Here is a 20,883-nt window from a genome sequence, read left to right as displayed (position 1 = left end):
CTTAATTCCTTTTTTCATTTAAAACCAAATATATAATTACATATCTATTTGTAATGAAAAATGGTGACTTCTGCAGTTATAGCATAAGCAATCACTTGAAGAAGTGTTTTCCGAGTTAGTTGACCCATAATTGCAGATAACGGTTACCTACAATCAAAATAAAACCGTATATTCTTTCATTTTTTACTTATATTGACAAAATATTTAAACAATATTACAATAGGTAATAAGAACTATTGATTGTATAATGTTTTGTCTATGGTGTATTTGACATTCTTTAGTTCTTGCCGTATCCAGCAGCAAGAAGTTGATAATTGGAGAGGGCGTGCAATGATGACCAAAGTAGACAAGTTAAATCAGCAAGTAGAAGCTACACGAAGAGAAATGTATGCAGCATATGAACGTAATCCCAAAGATCCTTATGTACTTCATCTATCACAAACGCTAGACAGTCTATTAAATGAACTCACACACGCTTTGCAAGAACATACCCGAAGAGATGTTAGTCGAAATTTGTAAAAATTATAATGCGATCATCTTTCATTATTAAAATACATTAATCAATTTCATAATAAGATTTTTTATGTGAAATCCCAATGTTCACTGTTTTGATATTCTTTGCAGACGGACGCTTTCCACAGGCACGGCTTCAGCTAACTTGAAAAGAAGAACACTTTTCAAATGGATCTTCAGATCGTTATTCTGAGCAGGAGTCGCCGTCTTCCATTACAATTAAAGCCAAATTATTGCTATAATCCGAACATTAAATATAATCACACTAAAAAATATTTCAGATTCAACTTAGCAATTATGAAATTGACTCACTTATTACAAAAAGACAGGAGCTTAACATGGTAATACGGATAGTCTTTCATCGTCCGTGTTTCCATCATAATCTCCTGTCTTTTTTGTGCTATACGTTAATAGTTATATTTTGCGATTTTTTCGGTTAACTCTTCTGCCATATCTGTTAAAGATTTAGCTGATGCAGAGATTTCCTCCATGGATGCAAGTTGTTCTTCTGTTGAAGCTGCAACTTCTTCCGATGATGCTGCGTTACTTCTTGCAATATTAGCTAAATCATTCGCCGTTGCAGTGACTTGTTGCACTGCTGCAGCCATTTCTTCAGAGATGGCTGTTACTTCTTCTACTTGTGGCCGAATTTTAATACTTGTCTGCATAATTTGTCCAAATTTATCAATTGCATCATAAGAAACTTCTACTCCAGAAGAAACCTTATCCGTTACGAGTGACATTCCCTCCACTGTAGTTTGGATATCATGTTGAATTCCTTCAAGAATTACATTAATGTCATTCGCAGAACTCTGCGATTGTTCCGCTAGTTTACGTACTTCATCTGCGACAACAGCAAACCCTCTTCCATGCTCTCCAGCTCTTGCTGCTTCAATTGCCGCATTAAGTGCTAAAAGATTGGTTTGCTCCGAGATATCCGTAATCGCGCTTAGGATTGTAGTTACTTCTTTGGAACGTTCTAATAAAGACTCAATCATTTGATTAGAGTTATTAACAGACTCCTGAATTGCATTCATTTGTTCTAAAGTATTGTGTACCGCTTGTCCACCAACCTCTGCTTGACTGTTCATTTCTTCCACATATCCGGATACCGATGTTGCACTATCAACAATTTTTTCTACTCCTGTTGATACTTCTTCCAATGAATTGGCACTTTCTTCCGTACCATGTAATTGATGTTCAGCACTAGAAGATATTTCTTGAATTGCTGATGAAACTTGTTCGGTTGTGCTGGTCATCTGATCTGCATTGGCATTTAATTCTTCTGCAGAAGCAGCTACTTGTTGTGCATTAAATTCCACATCATGAATTAATTCTCTTAAACCATCTTGCATTTGATTGAATGCATTACCTAATTGCCCTATTTCATCTGTTGTTTTTACATCAATTGCCTGAGTCAAATCCCCAGTACTGATGATAAGTGCTTTTTCTTTCAACTCACGAATTGGTTTCAATATGGAACGTATAACTAAGAAAATTAAGACTCCGCCTATTATCAGTGAAGCAACAATTACAATTACTGTCGTGAAAAATACAGATAATGCTGCATCTTGTACTTCATCTTGATCCATTGTCCCCCCGAGTTTCCAACCTGTTAGATCGTTTGTCGCAAAATAAACAAACTTATTTATACCTTGAGAAGAGTAGGAAAATTCATCATTTGTGCTTTCATAAAGTTTGCTATATATTTCTTCTTCTGCCTTTGTTCCTTTATCTAGTTCTGGATGATAAATCACATTTTGTTGTTGATCGAGAAGAAACGCATAACCATTATTGCCAATGTCTATACCAGAAGCAATTTCTTCGATAAAATCAAAACTTAAGTCTACTGCTACAACTCCTGAACCATCTTCAATAGCTTTCGATACAGTTACTACCAACTTTCCTTCTCCTACACCGATATAAGGATCAGAAATGATAACATCATTCGTATTTTCCATGGATGCTATGTACCAAGGACGTTCTCTTGGATCATAATTGCTATCTTGAACCAATTGAGGTTCTTGTATAAATTCTCCTTCTTCTGTACCAACATATATACTCGCTGCTTCTGGATGTAACTCCACATATTGTGAAAACTGTTGAAATACTTCTTCACTTTCATTTTCATACATGGAATCATTCATATTGTCTGCAAAGATTTGTACATCATGTACTTTCGATTCCATTGTATTATCTATTGTTCTATTTATTATATCTATATTCTCATTAATCCTTGTTTTCAATTGACCTTCAATCTGATCCACAGAGCTAAAATATGTTAGCACACCAATAATATAACCCGGTATTAATAAAAACCCTGCAAATGCCAATATTAGCTTAAAACGTATGCCTTTCTTCTTAAATAATTTTTTCACTATAGCATCTCCTTTATTTATACAAAATAGAAATTATTTTGTATCTCTCTACTTATTTTCGGTGTGACGATCATAAAATAAATAGAATATACGGAAGATGGAATATTGAAATATTTCTGTTATTTAATGTTTTATGGATTTAATTTGTTTTAAACAACTAAAATGACACTTTGGATGTAGTTATAAAAAATAAGTTTTTGCTAATTTTTACTGTTTTTTTACATATATTTCTATTATTTAGTCATACTATTGTACAAACCAAAATTCTTCGTGTTGGTTTAAACATTCAATAAATAGGATATATAGTTATTAGTAATAACATCTCAAGAAAGGAATGATACACATGTTAAGTTTTATTTGGAGTTTAATCATAGGTGGTATACTTGGTTGGATTGCTAGCTTGATTGTTGGAAAAGATTTACCAGGTGGTATAATTGGAAATATATTAGCAGGATTTGTTGGTGCATGGTTAGGTTCATTTATTTTAGGAAGTTGGGGACCAGAAATCGGCGGGTTCTTTATTGTTCCGGCATTAATCGGTGCAATCATTCTAATCTTTATTGTTAGCTTAATTATGCGCGCTGTAAGAAGATAATTATCGAAGCATTTCAAGTAAGACTAATAAAAAGATTCCAGTATCTGATTCAAAAGATAACTGGAATCTTTTTGCTTGTTTTGGAGCTTTGCGCTTATTCAGATCCTTCAATCTTAAATTCTAAATAGGGGGAAGACTACCATGATGACCTTTTTCACAAAAACCATTTGTTATAGATCTAGACCCTCTATTTCCTCCATTTCTAGATTAGGCTTTTTAGATGCGTCTTCCTCAAAATACTGAATTGCCAAATCAGAGAGTGTTCCATCATTACGCATTTCTTTAAGAACTTGATTTATTTCAGTTGTTAGCTGAGTTTCACCTTTTGGGATTACTATAGATTGCTCCGTTGTTCTAAATCGTAATTCAGGATGTAAATGGATATCAAATTCAGGGAACTCGGCGATACCAAATTTCTGCAGATAATAATCATTGATTACTACATCTGTTCTACCGTTATGTACATCACGTAAATATGCTTCATTTGGTGCGTTTCCGTAAGTAACAACTTCCGCTCCAAAATGTTCTGCAATTTGGCTATAGACTGTTGTTGCTCCACCACCAGCTTTCTTCCCTTGCAAATCTTCTAATGAATTAATTTCAGAATTATCATCTTTACGAACTACCATGGTAGTATAAGAATATTTATATGGTTCACTGAAATTAAATTCTTTCTTTCGTTTCTCTGTTGACTCAATTTGATTGGCAGCAACATCAATTCTTCCACTTTGAATTGCTGAAAGCATACTATCAACGCCCATTGTTTCAAAAGTAATATCCAAGTTCAATCTTTTGGCTAACTCCCGCATGACTTCAACATCAAATCCAGTTAAAGTATCACCTTCATAATACGATGCAGGAAATAATGTACCCGACGTCCCAACAACAATCTCCCCATCAGTATTAATTTCTTCCCACCTTTCATCATCGCTGGTACTCTTTCCATTTTCATTTTTGTCTGTCCCATCTTCACTGGAACTACCACATGCACTTAATAACAAGATAGAAAATAAAATAATTAGTATGATATTTATTCCTTTCAAGATTGCACCTTCTTTCGCTTTTGTAATTATAACAAAACTCTACTTAAAATAAATTGTGTTGTCAAAATGTTTATGAATGTAGTTTATCAAATTTTATGGTAGATATTTAATGAATAATTACCAGTGTGAACAAGAAATTTTACAACACTACAAATGTTTACTTTTACAACATAATAAAACAACCAATTTAACATTAGGCCACTGTACTGCATATGTTGCTATATAGGATTGTAGAAAAGAGGGATGCATATGAATAATGATTTTCATGAAGATCAAGTAGTACACCAAGAGCAGCAACTTGTGCCTTATCACACGAATGCTTATAATTGGAACGCACCTTATGGCTATTATCAGAGTTATCGTATAGAAAATGGTGCTCCTATTCATGACGGTGAACGCTTCATCTGGTTAGCGCCATTTGTTGGTGGATTAGCTGGAGGATTATTAGGTAGTGCCCTATTCCCTGGACCTGGATATTATGGGCCACCAGGACCTCCTGGGCCGCCGGGGCCTCCAGGACCACCAGGACCTCCATGGGGATACGGACCATATCCACCAGGTTATGGGCCAGGACCTTATTATTATGACGGACCATATTACTAATCTTTATCAACAACTTTTTAAAGTATAGTATCAGAAATGTTCTATACAATAATACAGTGATGATAAGCCCTTGTTAAATAAAAAGGGCTTTTTTTTGTTATATATCGAACTATCGTTCACAAGTTAAAATGAAAAGGCTAACAAAAAATATTTCCGAGTACTTACTAGTTTTCGTATAATAAAGTTTGTTATAGTGATAATCGTATGAACAAATTAACTTGATAGGAAGTCATAAAATGAAGAACATATGGAATATTTTTTCGACGGATGTTCGTAAAACAGGTACGAATTGGGTTGCACTTATTATTCTAGGCGGTTTATTGATTTTACCGTCCTTATACGCTTGGCTAAATATTAAAGCTGCTTGGGACCCTTACAGTCAAGTCGATGAAGTACCGGTTGGTATTGTAAATGAAGATGTCGGCGCAGAAGTGCGTGGAGAAGACATACATGTTGGAGACGAGCTTATATCTACCTTAAAAGAGGATAACTCCATGAATTGGCAATTTGATAACCGCGAAGGTGCGATGGAACATATTGAAAACGGGGACTATTACGCAGTGATAATTATCCCAGAAGATTTTTCCGAAAAGCTAGGAACGGTTACTACCGGAAATCCAGAAAAAGCAAATGTAGAATACTACGTAAATGAAAAGGTAAACGCAATTACCCCACAAATGACCAACCGTGGCGCAAGCACGATTGTTGATAATGTAAGCAGTCAGTTTGTATCGACGGTGAATGGCGTTATTTTTGATTTATTTAATCAAATTGGTGTGCAACTAGAAAATGATCTACCTGACATTGAACGATTTGAAGAGTACTTATTTAATGTTGAAGAAAGTTTACCTGAAATTGAAGAACTATTAACAAGTACATTAACAGATGCAGAGAATGCTGCTGATTTAATTAATGAGGCACAAGGATTAATTCCTCGTGCAGAAGAAACAACAAATGATGGACTAAATACAATTGATAATACGATAGCATTTCTTGATAATGCAGAGGGGCGTTTAAACGAAATGGCTCCGCAAATCCAAGAAGATTTAGAGACGATACAGCAAGTAACACAATCAACAAATGATTTCTTACAAGATGTTCAAGATTCTAATATCGATTTTGGCAGTGGTAATGCAATCGTGGAACAAGTCGACACACAAATTAATGATGGATTAGAGCGTCTTACAACGATAGAAGATGCTCTAAATCAAGTACAAGAACAGCTTGATCCTGAACAACCAGAATACGAACAAATTCAAGATTCACTTGATCAGATTGTATCATTAAGAGAATCATTAGAGAACGTTCAAACAGATGCCAATGAAATTAACACCGTGTTGCAGAATACAGAAGACGAAGTATCCACTTTACTCAATGATTTAAAAGAACGTTCGCAAACGGTTAATGAACAAGTAGATGCCTTTGTTGTTGAATATACGGATACAATTGAACCAACGGTACGTCAAACAGTTGATGAGGCTAAAGGGACGTTACAAGAGGCAAGAGGAATATTGATTGATATTCAATCAACCATCCCAGAAGTCGAATCTATTCTTGCTTCTACGGATGGGAATCTACAAGAAGGAACGGATACGATTAATACCGTACTCGGTGAATTCCCTTATGTAAATACGAAAGTAAATGAATTAGCGGATCGCGTCCGTGAAATACAAGATGAAGCCGATTTACAGGAAATTATTGATTTACTCCAGAATGATCCTGAGGCAGAGCAAAGCTTTTTCCAAGAACCGGTAACATTGGATGAGACTCAAGTATTCCCAATTGCGAATTATGGTGCGGGTATGACTCCATTCTATACTGTTCTCGCTATTTGGGTTGGCGGTCTATTATTAATTTCACTGTTGTCCACCGAAGTTCACCATGTTTCGGAGTTTACGTTACGTCAAGAGTATTTTGGAAAGTTGATGACTTTCTTACTCATTGGGATTATTCAAACCATCATTATTACATTTGGAGATATTTTTATTCTTGGAGTAGAAATGGCACATCCAGGATGGTTTATTTTGTTTGGGCTATTCATTAGTTTCATTTTCATTACGATTATTTACACGCTTGTCTCTGTATTTGGAGATGTTGGAAAAGCAATGGTAATTGTTTTTCTTGTATTACAGATTGCCGGTTCTGGAGGAACATACCCTGCGATGCTATTACCCGAGTTCTTCCAGACAATCAATCCATTCTTGCCATTTACGTATGCAATCGACTTATTACGTGAAGCTGTCGGCGGAATTATCTGGAGTAAAGCAATCAAAGATATGCTTGTGTTAGCCTTATTTGGTTCTGTTTTCTTTGCTTTAGGAGCATTCTTTAAGCAACCCATTAACAAACATACGAGAAAACTAGCAAAAAAATCACGAGAATCAGGTTTATTCCATTAATAGAACAGGTTGGGACATAACAAAAAGTTTTAGTCAAAAGATAGAAGATACTAGAATAAGCGTAAGAAATATACGGAGACTCCTTGAAAATCAAAAATCGATTTTCTCCATGCGATGCAATGCTTTTGAGGTCTTCCTTGTCCTATGGGAAAGAGGCCTAGACGAGCATCCCCCGATGCATAAGCATCCGGAGGCTCGCCAGCCGCCTTAAGATAAGCGCAGTATATTTCTGAAGCGGCTTTTCAAAACCAATTACTTTTGTCCCAACCTCCTCTCTTTATTGATAGAATGCTGCTAAATTTATGAGTTGTTTTTATATCCACAGCCTTAACTAATTTGGAAAAGAAAATCACTATCCTAACAGCCAAGAAACTCTTAAGTAGGAATTAACTCATATTCTATTCCTAACACTTACTACTTCTAAATTTTTTACTTTGTATACCTACACCCATTTGGTAGTAAGTACTTTTTTACGTGTATAAAATTGTAATCCATCTTTTCCGTTTGCATGTAAATCCCCATAGAATGAATCTTTCCAACCAGAGAATGGGAAGAATGCCATTGGTGCAGGAACACCAATATTTACACCAAGCATGCCAGCATCGATAGTCTCTCTAAATCTACGCACGCTTCCCCCATCTCTTGTAAAGATACATGCCCCATTTGCAAATCTAGATTCGTTTGCTAAATCTACACCTTCCTCTAAATTATTCACACGGGCAATTGACAACACTGGAGCGAAAATTTCATCTTGCCAAATTTTCATTTCTGAAGTTACATGATCAAATATGGTTGGTCCGACAAAATAACCTTCTTGCTTAGCTGCTTCATCTGTACGACCATCCCGAACAAGATTTGCACCTTCTTCCTCACCAGAATGAATATATTGTAACGTACGTTCCTTATGTTTATCACGGATTACCGGTCCAAGGAATACCCCTTCATCTAACCCATTTCCAATTTTTATTTCATTCGCTTTCTGCGTTAATAAAGCAACAAACTCATCAGCAACCTCTTCTTCAACTGCTACTACAGATGCAGCCATACATCTTTCTCCTGCAGAACCGAATGCTGCATTCAATATTTGAGTTGTCGCATTTTCAAGGTTGGCATCATTTAGTACAATCGAGTGATTTTTTGCTCCTGCGAGTGCCTGTACACGTTTTAAATTCTCTGTTCCTCGTTTATATACGTATTCGGCTACTGGCTGAGAGCCAACAAAGGAAATAGCAGCAACTTTTTTATGATCAAGTAATCCATTTACGACATCATGAGCACCATGTACTATATTGAATACTCCTTTTGGAAGTCCTGCTTCTTCTAGAAGTTCTGCCAAACGGTTCGCTAATAATGGCGTACGCTCAGATGGTTTCATTACAAAGGTATTCCCGGTAGCAATCGCCATCGGAAACATCCAGCACGGTACCATCATTGGAAAATTAAACGGTGTAATTCCGCCAATGACCCCAATTGGGTAACGATATACACCGGATTCTAAATCAGTTGCAATTGAGGGTAGCTGTTCTCCCATCATTAATGATGGGGCTCCAGTCGCAAATTCTACATTTTCAATTCCACGTTGTACTTCACCATACGCTTCTGTGTAATTTTTTCCGTTTTCCACCGTAATTAACTGCGCTAGCTCATCCCAATGTTCTACGAGTAATTGTTGATATTTAAATAAGATTCGAGCCCGTTTTGGAACAGGTACTTCCTTCCAAGTCTTAAATGCTTCATTTGCCACCTCTATCGCATTGTTTACATCTTCACTTGTTGAAATTGGCACTTGTGCAATTACTTCTCCTGTCGCTGGATTGAAGACATCCTCTGTTTTTTCTGTACGAGAGTCAATCCATTCTCCACCAATATAGTTTTTAACGATTTTTACTGTAGTTTGTGTCATATAAAGCCCTCCTAAGTAAATTTAAAATATGGTGTACAAAATAACTGCCAACGCTAGCACAATAGTAGGTAAAATTACACTCACCATTAAAATTGGTTTATACGCCCTTCCATGTGATTCTCCACATATCGCACGAACTGTGGTTACAACATATCCATTGTGCGGAAGAGAATCCAATCCTCCTGAAGCTAGAGCGGATATACGATGCATCGATCCTGGATCTAACCCTTGTGCTAAATAAATAGGAGCTAGGATAGGCAACGCAATTCCTAATCCGCCTGAAGCAGACCCTGTAATAGCACAAATGACAGTTACACCTATAGCTAAACCAATCAATGGCGGTCCGGGTAAATTCACCAAACCAGTGATTAACGAATCAAATGCTGATACTTGAGCAGCAACACTCCCAAATCCTACTACGGCACAAGTATTAGCTAAAGCTACTAACGCATTTTGCGCTCCCGTTGCAAGTGAGTTCCAAAATTCAGTAAGAAAACGAAGCATTGTCAAACATGCAACTGTGATACCTACTAATAAAGCGATTAATAATGCAATTGTTGGGTTCATAAATTGTCCTAATACATTTAAAAGCACAATGACTAATACAAGTGGAATACTGGAAATAATGATATTTGGCAAGTCCTCTTTTTTCGGATCAGATTCCTGTTGTGCAAGATTAGCTTCCATACTTGCAGCTGATTCCTCTCGCCCTCCATTTGGCAAAGAGAAGGTTTCTCCTTTGGCAGTAGCTTTTTTCACCATAGAACCTAGCCATAAACCACCTAAAGTCATTATCAACAGTGCACATACGACACCAATCCATCCGCCTGCTGTTGGAGTAGTGCCAAAAAATTCAGTAGGTATAATATTTTGAATTTCTGGTGAACCAGGTGCAGTCATCGTAAATGATATAGAACCGAAAACGAGAGCCGCAGGAATGAATCGGTGTGGTAAATTTGCTGATCGAAATAAAGAGACAGCGATAGGATATACAGCAAACCCCACTACAAATAAACTCACACCTCCGTATGTCATAATAGCTGCAGCAGCTACAACTGCAAATACTGCTCGTTTTGGTCCCAATAGCTTTTTAATCCATTGAGCAATACTATCCGCTGATTTCGTCTCTTGCATTATTTTACCAAATATTGCGCCTAATAAGAAAACAAAAAACCATGACGCAAAATAGCCCGTAAATCCGGTCATATAATTATCCATTAAGGCAATATCAAGTCTTAATCCCCCTGTTAGTGCTACGATCACTGAACTAATAATAGCTCCAATGATGATATTTACACCTTTCATTGTAAGGTAAATTAAAACTATTAGTGATACCAATAATCCAATCATACCTAGAAATTCCATCATTTCTCCCCCTGTTCTCGGTTTAATTACTTACCGACTTATGTGATGAAAATTGATAGCTATAACAAGTTTGATACAGTTTCTCTATTTCTTGTTTTGTAGGTATTCTCGGATTGTTCTCCGGGCTGCCACTCGCTAATGCATCCACTGCCATTTTGCTGATCACTTGTTGAAACTCCGATTGATTAATCCCCCAACCTTCTAAGTTTGGAATATTTAGATCAAAACACAACTCTTTCACCGACTCTACTGCAATATCTGCTGCCTCTTTATCAGATACTCCCGAAAGATCAGGTTCAAAAAACTTTCCTAAATCCGCAAGCCGCTTCACACAATGTTCTTTACTAAACTCAAGCACAGCAGGAAGTAACATGGCATTGGAAAAACCATGTGGAACATGAAACAAAGCACCGATTGGCCTCGACATTCCATGGACAAGACAAACAGAAGCGTTCGTAAAAGACATACCTGCTTGTAGAGAACCTAAAGACATCTCTTCTCTTGCTAGAACATTGTCTCCATTCTCATATGCACTTTTTAAACTGTTTACAATTTTTCCCATCGAAGAAAGCGCTAACATATCTGTCATCGGTTGAGCTTTTCGAGAGATATATGCCTCAATTGCATGACTTAATGCATCGATTCCAGTCGCCGCCGTAACGGATTTCGGAGAAGATAACGATAATAATGGATCCACAATAGCAACATTTGGCATAAAAACTGGTTGTTTAATCATCATCTTTACATTATTACTCGTGTTTGTAATTATCGTAGCATCGGTCGCTTCTGAACCAGTACCAGCTGTTGTCGGAATGGAGATATGTGGTAAAGGTGGTAGTTCTGCTAATTTTTTCATTCCCATATAATCCCCAATATAGCCACCATTCGTTGCAATCACTGCAATTGCTTTTGCTGTATCGATACAACTTCCTCCACCTAGGGAAATAACAACATCACATTGTTCACTCTTTAATAATTGCAATGCTTCTTCCACATATTGATCTGTGGGCTCGGATTCAACCCCTAAATAGACAGCGCATTCAATTTCTTCCTTACAAAGTAAATCTCTACATTCACTTACATACCCCAACTTTTCCATTATTTTATCGGTAATAATAATTGCCTTATGGCCACGTGCTGCTGCTTCTACCCCTATCTTTTCAAACGCATTTCTCCCATAATTTATTGTCTCCGGCGTACGAAAAACTGCATACTCTTGCATTCTCTCTTCCCTCCCCTTTTTCCTTTCTCTCATTACTATGCAAAAATCATGCCAAATAATAATGACTTCTATGCCAATGACTAACAAAAAAGGTGTAGGGAAAACACTACACTATTGTAGTATTGTGTAGGAATTTATCTACACTACATCTCAATACCAAACTTCTTTAATTTTTGATAGAGCGTGGTTCGATGTATACCTAATTTCTGAGCCGTTTTGGTTTTATTCCCACCAGTTTGTTCTAATGTAATTTTTATTAACTCACTTTCTCTCATATGTTCTTGGTGTTTGACTTGATGCATGGGTGATAACTGATTATCTATCGTAAACTCTTCTCTTTTCATATAGTTTGGGAGATGATGATAGTGAATCATGTCACCCTCAGTTAATATGACAAGCTTTTCTATTGTATTAATAAGCTCTCGAATATTTCCATACCACTTATATTTCATTAGTACTCCCATCGCTTCTGCCGTTATATCTTTTTTCTGTATGTTATACTTTTTACAAATCGTTAGTAGATAAGAAGATATAAGTAATGGAATATCTCTTTCTCTTTTTCGAAGAGGAGGAATATGTAATTCGATTACATTAATGCGATAATATAAATCTTCTCTAAAGGTACCCTTCTCTACCATCACTTTCAAATTACGATTTGTAGCAGCAACTACTCTTGCTTTTAATGGTTGCTTTGTCAATCCACCTACTTTTTCATACTCTTTTTCTTGGATTACTCTTAGTAATTTCGTCTGCATGGTAAGAGGCATTTCTCCAATTTCATCAAGAAATAACGTTCCATTGTCCGCAAGTTTAAATTTCCCTATTTTTCCTCCTCGTTTTGCACCCGTAAATGAGCCATCTTCATAACCAAATAACTCAGATTCAAACAATTGCTCAGGTATTGCCCCACAATTCACACAAACAAATGGTCCAGATTTATAATCACTCAAATGGTGAATACTCTTTGCAAATAGTTCTTTTCCTGTCCCGCTATCCCCTGTTATTAATACAGTTGCCTCTGTCTGGGCAACTTTTCTTGTCATCCGTTTTAATTTAGCTAACTCTTCACTTTGGCCGATAATTTGTTCCAAATAATTATCGCTCTGCAATTGATGACTAATTTCTTTCTTTGGATACTTTTCGTTTTTCATTTTTTGTTTTTTCTCTTGGTAACGATCATAGATTTGATATAGTTCCGTTACTCCTTCAAATATCAGCATTCCAATCGCACCTACTAATTCTCCATTCCTCCATACCGGGATTCGGTGTACTACCATTGGCTGTCCCTGTATGTATTGAATTACACCACGTTCTGCTATTCCTGTTTTCACTGTACGATGAAGATTTGTATTTTCAATTACTTCTTGAACCGGATGTCCAATTGCATCCTTTTTATCGACTCCAGTAAAACGACTATAGGCTTCATTAAATTCGACTATTATTCCGTTTCTATCTACCATTGCCACACCCTCATAGGCACTTTCGAGAATAACCTCTACGATCTCTGCAGAATGAAATGATTGATCTAATTCATTTATATAGTGTACTAATCCCCGTTGAATCTCATTAGAGGTTAGTATCCCTATTACTCTATGTTCATCGTCCACTACTAAACAATTGGATGTCGGAAGTTTACACACGTCTATAATAAATTGATCAGCATGAACAAGTTGAAAATGATTTCGAGACATGTATTCAGTAACTGGCATATTTTCTCCATGATCTAAAAAAGCTTGTACAATTGATTTACCTGTAATGATTCCAATTGGCTTGCCATTATCTATTACTGTAATAAAGTCTGCATCTATCTTATTAAATAATTTGGCAGCTTCTTTCATAGAATTAGTGGAAAGAACATATATCCATTTTTTTATCATCCAATTCGTAACTGTTAAGTCCTTTATAATCTGATGTCCCTGTTTCAAGCTTATCTCCCCTTTCGTTTTAATCTTAGTTTCTATTATACATTGGTTTCAGTGTAAGTTTAAAAATTCAAAATTTAATTGATATAAATATTTGTCACTAACATTTCACTGTTTACTATATATTAAAAAAGTTACCCAGTATTCTCACCATACTGGGCAACTACTTATATCGATTTTATTCTTCTATAAACGAAGTTCTTAATTGCTCCCTCTCTTTCTCACTAAATCCAATTTTATGGAGGAAGCCTTCCGTACTTCCATAGTTATCATATAAATAACGTAAAAATTGTTCCATATATTCTGGTTCACATAATAACATACTTCGAAATTGTTTCTTCGTCATAAGAGGAGGAGTACTACGTAATGCTTCTTCTGTTACCGGTTTATACTTACTCGTAAGTGCATAATCTTTTATAATCAAATCATGAGATACACCTGCTAAATCTAGCAACATTGCAGCTAAGACACCTGTTCGGTCCTTTCCAACTCGACAGTGAAATAATACTGGGTTGTCCCCTGCATGAATAAAATGTTGAAATACTTCTTTAAATTGCTTTTGACTCGAATCCAACATCATGCAATACATATCGACTAACGATTTTGGTATCTTCGTAGTGAACGTGGCTGGGTCTAATAACGGGATATTGATATAGTCATATGATAGTTGATCAATGTGCTTGTACTTTCCTTCAAAGGACAAACGAAGGTCAATAATCGATTGAACACCTTTTTCTCTAGCTAAATACTTTTCACTTTCTAAAGGTAGAGCATGTAACGAATCACTCCGAAAATATTTCCCCCACTTCGTCATATTACCTTCTTTCGTTGGATAACCGCCAAGGTCTCGAATATTCGCAGCACCATCGATATCAATATGTCTTGCTGGATTTAAAAGTAAAGCATCATTCATACTAAGATTCCCCTCTCAATAGCTTCTATATATCTTAGCCTTCTATTATTTTAACGTACACTGTTCTGTTTCTTGGTCCATCAAATTCACTAAAATAAACACTTTGCCATGTTCCTAAAATTAATTTTCCATCAGAGATAATTAATGTTTCATTTGCTCCAACAAGGGATGATTTCATATGACCATCGGAATTCCCTTCAAAATGCACGTATCCATCTTTATTTGGAAAAGTTTCATTTAAACCAAGAGAAAGATCTTTCTTCACATCTGGATCAGCATTTTCATTTATCGTTATTGCAGCTGTTGTATGAGGACAAAATACAACCATGATTCCTTCTCGGACATTACTTTGCTTCAAAATATCATTCAAGTAATTATCTAATCGGATAAAGGTTTGTTTTTGATCCGTTTGTATTTGAAATGATTGTACATTGCTTGCCATTCCAATCCCTCCTAGTTATTTCTATTATGCATATCATAACGAATAATCGGTTTAACAACAAATAATTGAGTATATTTGAAACTTTTTTGACGGTTCATTCGTATACATATTTATCCAATTATATAAAAGGGAGGAATCTATGCGAACTCGTATTGTTATCATCTTGTTTATTATATTATTGCTAGTAGCTTGTTCTTCCGATAGAACTTTGGAAGAACAATCAGAAGAGATCATCGACAACTTAATTGCAGGGAACTTTGAAGATGTAAGGGATAACTATTTTAGTCAACAGTTACAAGAGACTTATTCTAAAGAGGAACTTCAAGATTATTGGCAAGCAATGCCGATAAATGGGAACGCAAAAGTAGAATTGGAATCAAGCGAGCAGCAATCATTTCATGTTGTTGAAGGTGTTGTAGAGCAGACAGAATCTTCTATAAAGGTACGTATGACATGGGAACAATCAGAACTTGTCGGATTTCATATGGAACCTATGCAAAAGAAGAAAACGTTACCAAGTAATGTAGAAGAAGAAAAGATGATAATCGGTGAAGGTACTGATTTTGAGCTAGAAGGCACGTTAACTTTACCAACGAATCGTGATGAGGACTTACCCGGTGTTATTCTCGTCCATGGATCTGGACCATCAGATCAAGATGAGACAGTTTATGCATATGCTCCATTTCAAGATCTTGCCTATGGCTTAGCTGAACAAGGCATAGCTGTACTCCGTTATCCAAAACGCACGTTTGTATATCCAAATATGGAAGCTACATTCGGTAATGATTTGACTGTGAATGAAGAGACCATTGATGATGCGGTTCTTGCAGCAGAACTATTAAAAGATGATGATCGAATTCAAACAGACGCTATCTTCGTCATAGGTCATAGTCTTGGAGGGATGCTTGCTCCAAGAATCGATCAACAAGCTGATACAGATGGTATGGTTATATTAGCTGGATCACCAAGACCGTTATGGGAAATTATATATGATCAGAATATGTATTTCCTTGATAAGCTAGTGAATGAAGAAGAGGAAAAAAATAAATCGATTCAAATGTTGGAAGAAGAAAAACGGGTTGGCGGAGCTTTAATCGATATGACGGATGAAGAAGCGAAAGAAACTGAGGTCTTTACTATCAACGGTTATTACTTAAAAGAAATGGATGAACATAGTGTTGGTGAGATCGCGCTTCACTCCAATAAACCAATGTTACTTTTACAAGGAGAAGCAGACTTTCAAGTAACGATGGAACAAGATTTTACTATGTGGCAACAATTATTAGAGGAAAAAATCGATGTGACATTTAAAAGCTATCCAGAGTTAAATCATTTCTTTATCACTTCTGAAGGCACAAATAAAGGAACTGTAGAAGAGTATTCGATTCCTGGTCATGTAGATGAACAAGTGATTGAAGATATTGGAAAATGGATTCATGAACAAACCAATTAGAAAGGAGCAATTATATGAAGAAACTACTATTTATACTTATTGCAATGTTATCAATACTGCTAGTCGCTTGTGGAGTGAATGATGATACGTCAGCTAATAATGAACAAGAAGAAACTTCTAAAGAAGAAGAGACCAATCAAGAATCTGATGATAATCAAAGCGAATCACCTGAGTTTGATGAAGAGAAGACAGCAACTGCAGAAGCATTTCTAGACAAGATTGTAAATGAACAAATAACAGAAGCTTATAATGATTTGAGTGAACAAATGAAGGAAGAAATTACAGAAGAACAATTAGAAGAAGTATGGAATACCGTGACAAGTGATATCGGTTCTTTTGTTAGTTTTGAACTAGTGAGTTCGACAGAGGAGCAAGGAATTAACATCTTTATTTACGATGGATTATTTGCTGGCGGGAATGCACAGTTCAATGTTGCTTTGGATAATGCAAATGAGATTGTTGGTTTTTATATTTATCCAAAGTAACCTCGCCCCTTGAGATTAACAAGGTGGCAAATCTCTCGTTGATAGTGAGGTTGGGACACAACAAAAAGTTTTAGTCAAAGGACGAATGATAGCTGGAATAAGCGTAAGAAATATAAGGAGACTCTTTGAAAATCAAAATTCGATTTTCTATGTGCGATGCAATGCTGTCGAGGTTTTCCTTGTCTTGTGGAATTGAGGTATAGGTGAGGCCCCGAAATCCGGAGAAACCGGAGGCTCACCTAAACGAAGTATATTTCTAAAGCTGATTTTCAAAGGGCATTCATTCGGATTTATCTTTTGCTTAAATACTTTTGTTCCAATCTCTCTTTCAATCTTTTTCTGATTCAATTATATTATCGTTTTGAATGGAATTATTTTTCCTAAGCAAGTCCATGTCATCTTTAGCTTGGATAATAATAGCATCCATCTCGATTTGTAATTCTTGATTTATGTTGTTTGGCGAAATTTCGATATCTTGAATAATTTCATCAGCATATTGTTCTAACTCTGAGGATCGTTCCATAATTTGTTGGTCAAGCAATATTTGTAGCTCTTGATCAACGGTATCCATCTGCGAACGAATTTCCATTTGAAGTCGCTCTAGCTGTTGTTGTTTTACTCGATTTAATTCTTCTTCCATCGTTTTTACCGATTCATCCGTCTTGGTGTCAAACCAACTACTGATCAAAGATTGCATATCAGTATTCGCAAAAGTTACATGAATAGTACAGCCAATCAATAGAAAGAAAATAACCAATGTTTTTCTGGCTACCGACTTCCATTTTAAATCTGAATTATGTCTCTTTCGGTTCATAGTATTGGCCTCCTATCACTTTTAAAAATTTGCTTATTGATTAATTCCTTCAACAACAGCATCTAAAGCAGCTTTAGCATCATCTTCAAGTTCTTTTGCTTTTGCTACAATAATTGCTTCTTGTTCAGTTACCAGCTCATCAAGCAAAGTGGTTACAGATGCTCGTAAATCATCGATTGTCCACCCTAACCAATTAGATAAATTTTCAATTGTTGCTGTTTCATGACTACTCACTTCAGCTGCAAGTTCTTCCTGTGCAGCTCGAATTGCTTCTTCTAACTCCTGCACCGCATTCTCTTTAGCAGTCGTCAAGTCTGTAGTTAATTGTGTTACTGCTTCATCACCAAGGTCAGATGTATAATTGGTTAAATCATTTGTAGCAAATGCCTCGCCTTCACTAGCCAATCGATCAATTTCTAGATAAGCATCTAAAAACACATTATAATATTCATAACCAATACTTTCTAAAATTGCCGCTTTCTCTGCATCTATTCCTTCAATATGATCTAATTTTGCAGAAATGATTTCTTCAAGAGACTGGCCAGTAGATAATTCTCGTGATAAATCAATATTTATCGCTGCATCTGATTTTACTTGAGCATATTCCGATTCCAATTCACTAAAACGTTCAGTTGTCATACTTTCCACTTCAGATTCGATAGAAGCTACACTTTCATTAAATAGTCCGTTGTACCAATCACGTAATCCTTCACCAGCTGGTGTACTCGCAAACACAACACCTGAACTAATCACAACACTTGTTGCGAACAATCCTGCAATGATCTTTTTCTTTAAACCTTTTACTTTCATTTGTTTGACCCCTCTCTACTTTCAATAATATAAATAGGATAACAAATAAAACCTAATATTCAGATAAAATACTTTGCAAAAATTCATTCCAGTCAGCATCTATTTCTACTTTTAAATCACGCTTTACTTGATTCTCTATTTCTTTCCAATCTTTCTGTAGTAACACTCGTTTTTCTTGTCCCAACTGTTTTAAATAAAATTGTTGATAGTCATCTATTTGTTGCAAAGATTGCTGTTTTGTTTCTGTTAGATACTTAGTTAAATATTCCTGATGTTCAGCTTTGTTTACTGTATTCACATCAAGAAATAAGTCCTGAAATATGGTGCTATGGTAGTCCCAAACTGCTAATCGAACATCTCCCTTCTCAGCAAATGTAGTAGAATAGGATAAGCCGATGAAGAGCACAAACAAGATGATTAACCGTTTTTTCACCAACACATCCCCTTTCTTCATAAGATAATTTGTGGATTTCTTTGTTGTCTATCTAACCTATTACCTATACTAGCAAATTACTGCCTAACATAAATCCTAGAATGCTCCCATTTTTATAATAGTTAAATAGTTTTGAATTATTTAAAATTAACCTTTGGTTGAAATGCTTTATACCTATTAACTAGTAACTTCATCAATCATAAAAGGAATATCCTACCATCAATTAGGACTATCGATGCTATTGTAAATTACTGGGATTTATAAAATAAACCTAGGAACTTTGTTGGATAGAATTGATAGAGGTTAATATAACTTAGGGGATTTTGTCGAAATGAAAATAGTATTTCTTAATTTTCTTTGTTTATTACTCTTACATTGTCGAAATCGAACTTTCAAAAGGAATAAAGCCCTAATCATATTAGGCAAAAAGATTGGTTAAATATTAAAGTATTTATCGTTTTATAGCTTTTGGATGATATATTATACTACCTATCAAATAGTATAATCAGAAGAAAATAGACGACTTCTAAGGGAATAATAGTAATCAAGGATTTGTATGGTAAAGTACTGCTTATCGATGATAACTTTGTTGCAACACCCTCAAAAACCGCCTATTTATAACCAATAATTACTTCTGAAATTCTGTGTTAAACCACTTTATTTTATTAAATGGTTAAGCGCGTATGCTACACCATCTTCTTTATAATTTTTAGTAGTTATATCGGATTTTTCTTTTACTTCTGGCTCTGCATTTCCCATTGCGATACTCTTACCGGCTACTTCAAACATTGGGATATCATTAAAATTGTCACCGATAGCAACAGTATTCTCCATCGGAACTTGAAAGTATTCCGCTAGACTCAGTAATGCATTCCCTTTACTGGCATCTTGGTTAGAAATTTCTAGTTTTTGGCGACCTGCTCCAGTGATGGAAATGTCTTCTCTATTTTGTAGTTCTTTATTTAAATTAGCTAATAAATCAAGTTGGAACGACAATATAAACACTTTATATACACCCAATGATTCATAATTAATGGAATGGTAATCTTCTACAGTTTGTAAACCAAATTGATCTTTCTGTGTTGCAATCATCGCTCTCATTTTATTTCGTTCTTCTTCACTAATATTCGGGTAATCATCGACTTCTTTTTCTAATATAGCAGTAATATCTCTTTCTAAATAAATTCCTTCATTCGTATAGATCTCATAATACAGTCCTTCTTTATCTGCTTTTTCCATTAGTTCATGCACAAGACTTGGCCGCATCGATAAATGCTCAATTACCTTATGATCCGCATAAGTAACTGCTCCATTACCCGTGATGAGTGGTAAATCTAATCCTGCTTGCTTGGTTAATTCTTTCGTATCATGTAGCGATCTACCAGAACAAATGGCGACGATATCACCTGCTTCTAACCTGTTCCGAATTGCTTCACTACTTACTTGATTTATGTTTCCTTCGTCTGATAATAATGTTCCATCTAGATCGATTGCAATTAACTTCATACTTTATCATCCTTTAAATTTCATTTATCCTGTTAGTATTTCCAAAAAGAAAGGAGTCTACTTCAGTAGTTGAAGAGGAGACTC

Annotated in this window: 18 protein-coding genes; 6 read left to right on the top strand and 12 right to left on the bottom strand. The window is 35.7% G+C overall.

Going from position 1 to position 20,883, the window contains the following annotated elements; all coding sequences use genetic code 11:
• Window positions 1-258 precede the first annotated feature (258 nt).
• Complete coding sequence (locus AQ616_RS08045; RefSeq protein ID WP_240490480.1) at window positions 259-519, top strand: aspartyl-phosphate phosphatase Spo0E family protein; 261 nt, start codon at window positions 259-261, stop codon at window positions 517-519.
• A gap of 401 nt (window positions 520-920) precedes the next feature.
• Here the strand turns inward: AQ616_RS08045 and AQ616_RS08040 are convergent, their stop codons facing one another.
• Window positions 921-2,891, bottom strand: coding sequence for a methyl-accepting chemotaxis protein (locus AQ616_RS08040; RefSeq protein WP_069685488.1), 1,971 nt, complete (start codon window positions 2,889-2,891; stop codon window positions 921-923).
• A gap of 343 nt (window positions 2,892-3,234) precedes the next feature.
• Between AQ616_RS08040 and AQ616_RS08035 the strand changes: the two genes are divergently transcribed.
• On the top strand, window positions 3,235-3,486 hold the full coding sequence (locus tag AQ616_RS08035; protein ID WP_017797910.1) for a GlsB/YeaQ/YmgE family stress response membrane protein: 252 nt from the start codon (window positions 3,235-3,237) through the stop codon (window positions 3,484-3,486).
• Window positions 3,487-3,656: 170 nt separating this feature from the next.
• Here AQ616_RS08035 and AQ616_RS08030 read toward each other — a convergent pair whose 3' ends face one another.
• Complete coding sequence (locus AQ616_RS08030) at window positions 3,657-4,529, bottom strand: transporter substrate-binding domain-containing protein (RefSeq protein WP_069685487.1); 873 nt, start codon at window positions 4,527-4,529, stop codon at window positions 3,657-3,659.
• A gap of 249 nt (window positions 4,530-4,778) precedes the next feature.
• On the opposite strand from AQ616_RS08030, the gene AQ616_RS19785 reads away from it, so the two are divergent.
• The gene (locus AQ616_RS19785; protein ID WP_017797912.1) at window positions 4,779-5,132 is read left to right on the top strand and encodes a hypothetical protein; all 354 of its coding nucleotides are present in this window, start codon (window positions 4,779-4,781) and stop codon (window positions 5,130-5,132) included.
• Window positions 5,133-5,368: 236 nt separating this feature from the next.
• Entirely contained in the window at window positions 5,369-7,531 is a 2,163-nt protein-coding gene (locus AQ616_RS08020; protein WP_084822450.1) for a YhgE/Pip domain-containing protein, read from the top strand.
• Window positions 7,532-7,973: 442 nt separating this feature from the next.
• On the opposite strand, the gene AQ616_RS08015 is transcribed toward AQ616_RS08020, so the two are convergent.
• The 6 genes from AQ616_RS08015 to AQ616_RS07990 form a co-directional block, all read right to left on the bottom strand.
• Window positions 7,974-9,434, bottom strand: coding sequence for a CoA-acylating methylmalonate-semialdehyde dehydrogenase (locus tag AQ616_RS08015; protein WP_017797914.1), 1,461 nt, complete (start codon window positions 9,432-9,434; stop codon window positions 7,974-7,976).
• Window positions 9,435-9,455: 21 nt separating this feature from the next.
• A complete protein-coding gene (locus AQ616_RS08010; RefSeq protein ID WP_069685486.1) occupies window positions 9,456-10,799 on the bottom strand; it encodes a GntP family permease in 1,344 nt (447 codons plus the stop codon).
• A gap of 22 nt (window positions 10,800-10,821) precedes the next feature.
• Complete coding sequence (locus AQ616_RS08005; RefSeq protein ID WP_069685485.1) at window positions 10,822-12,021, bottom strand: iron-containing alcohol dehydrogenase; 1,200 nt, start codon at window positions 12,019-12,021, stop codon at window positions 10,822-10,824.
• Window positions 12,022-12,164: 143 nt separating this feature from the next.
• On the bottom strand, window positions 12,165-13,946 hold the full coding sequence (locus AQ616_RS08000; protein ID WP_084822449.1) for a sigma 54-interacting transcriptional regulator: 1,782 nt from the start codon (window positions 13,944-13,946) through the stop codon (window positions 12,165-12,167).
• Between the two features lie 175 nt (window positions 13,947-14,121).
• Window positions 14,122-14,856, bottom strand: coding sequence for a tyrosine-protein phosphatase (locus AQ616_RS07995; protein ID WP_069685484.1), 735 nt, complete (start codon window positions 14,854-14,856; stop codon window positions 14,122-14,124).
• Between the two features lie 34 nt (window positions 14,857-14,890).
• Complete coding sequence (locus AQ616_RS07990) at window positions 14,891-15,298, bottom strand: secondary thiamine-phosphate synthase enzyme YjbQ (protein ID WP_017797919.1); 408 nt, start codon at window positions 15,296-15,298, stop codon at window positions 14,891-14,893.
• Between the two features lie 139 nt (window positions 15,299-15,437).
• Between AQ616_RS07990 and AQ616_RS07985 the strand changes: the two genes are divergently transcribed.
• Both AQ616_RS07985 and AQ616_RS07980 read left to right on the top strand, forming a co-directional pair.
• Window positions 15,438-16,751 carry an alpha/beta hydrolase gene (locus tag AQ616_RS07985; RefSeq protein ID WP_084822448.1) on the top strand — a complete coding sequence of 438 codons (1,314 nt, stop codon included), beginning with the start codon at window positions 15,438-15,440 and terminating at the stop codon, window positions 16,749-16,751.
• A 14-nt stretch (window positions 16,752-16,765) separates the two neighbouring features.
• Window positions 16,766-17,236, top strand: coding sequence for a DUF3887 domain-containing protein (locus AQ616_RS07980; RefSeq protein ID WP_069685483.1), 471 nt, complete (start codon window positions 16,766-16,768; stop codon window positions 17,234-17,236).
• 328 nt (window positions 17,237-17,564) lie between these two features.
• Here AQ616_RS07980 and AQ616_RS07975 read toward each other — a convergent pair whose 3' ends face one another.
• The 4 genes from AQ616_RS07975 to AQ616_RS07960 form a co-directional block, all read right to left on the bottom strand.
• Window positions 17,565-18,050, bottom strand: coding sequence for a hypothetical protein (locus tag AQ616_RS07975; RefSeq protein ID WP_069685482.1), 486 nt, complete (start codon window positions 18,048-18,050; stop codon window positions 17,565-17,567).
• Between the two features lie 33 nt (window positions 18,051-18,083).
• The gene (locus AQ616_RS07970) at window positions 18,084-18,860 is read right to left on the bottom strand and encodes a hypothetical protein (protein ID WP_069685481.1); all 777 of its coding nucleotides are present in this window, start codon (window positions 18,858-18,860) and stop codon (window positions 18,084-18,086) included.
• Window positions 18,861-18,912: 52 nt separating this feature from the next.
• A complete protein-coding gene (locus AQ616_RS07965) occupies window positions 18,913-19,293 on the bottom strand; it encodes a hypothetical protein (RefSeq protein ID WP_069685480.1) in 381 nt (126 codons plus the stop codon).
• Window positions 19,294-19,950: 657 nt separating this feature from the next.
• Entirely contained in the window at window positions 19,951-20,799 is an 849-nt protein-coding gene (locus AQ616_RS07960) for a Cof-type HAD-IIB family hydrolase (protein WP_017797925.1), read from the bottom strand.
• Window positions 20,800-20,883 lie beyond the last annotated feature (84 nt).

It is taken from the genome of Oceanobacillus sp. E9 (assembly GCF_001741975.1).
GTDB classification, from domain to species: Bacteria; Bacillota; Bacilli; order Bacillales; family Amphibacillaceae; genus Oceanobacillus; species Oceanobacillus kimchii.
This window is presented reverse-complemented; position numbering and strand designations above follow the sequence as displayed.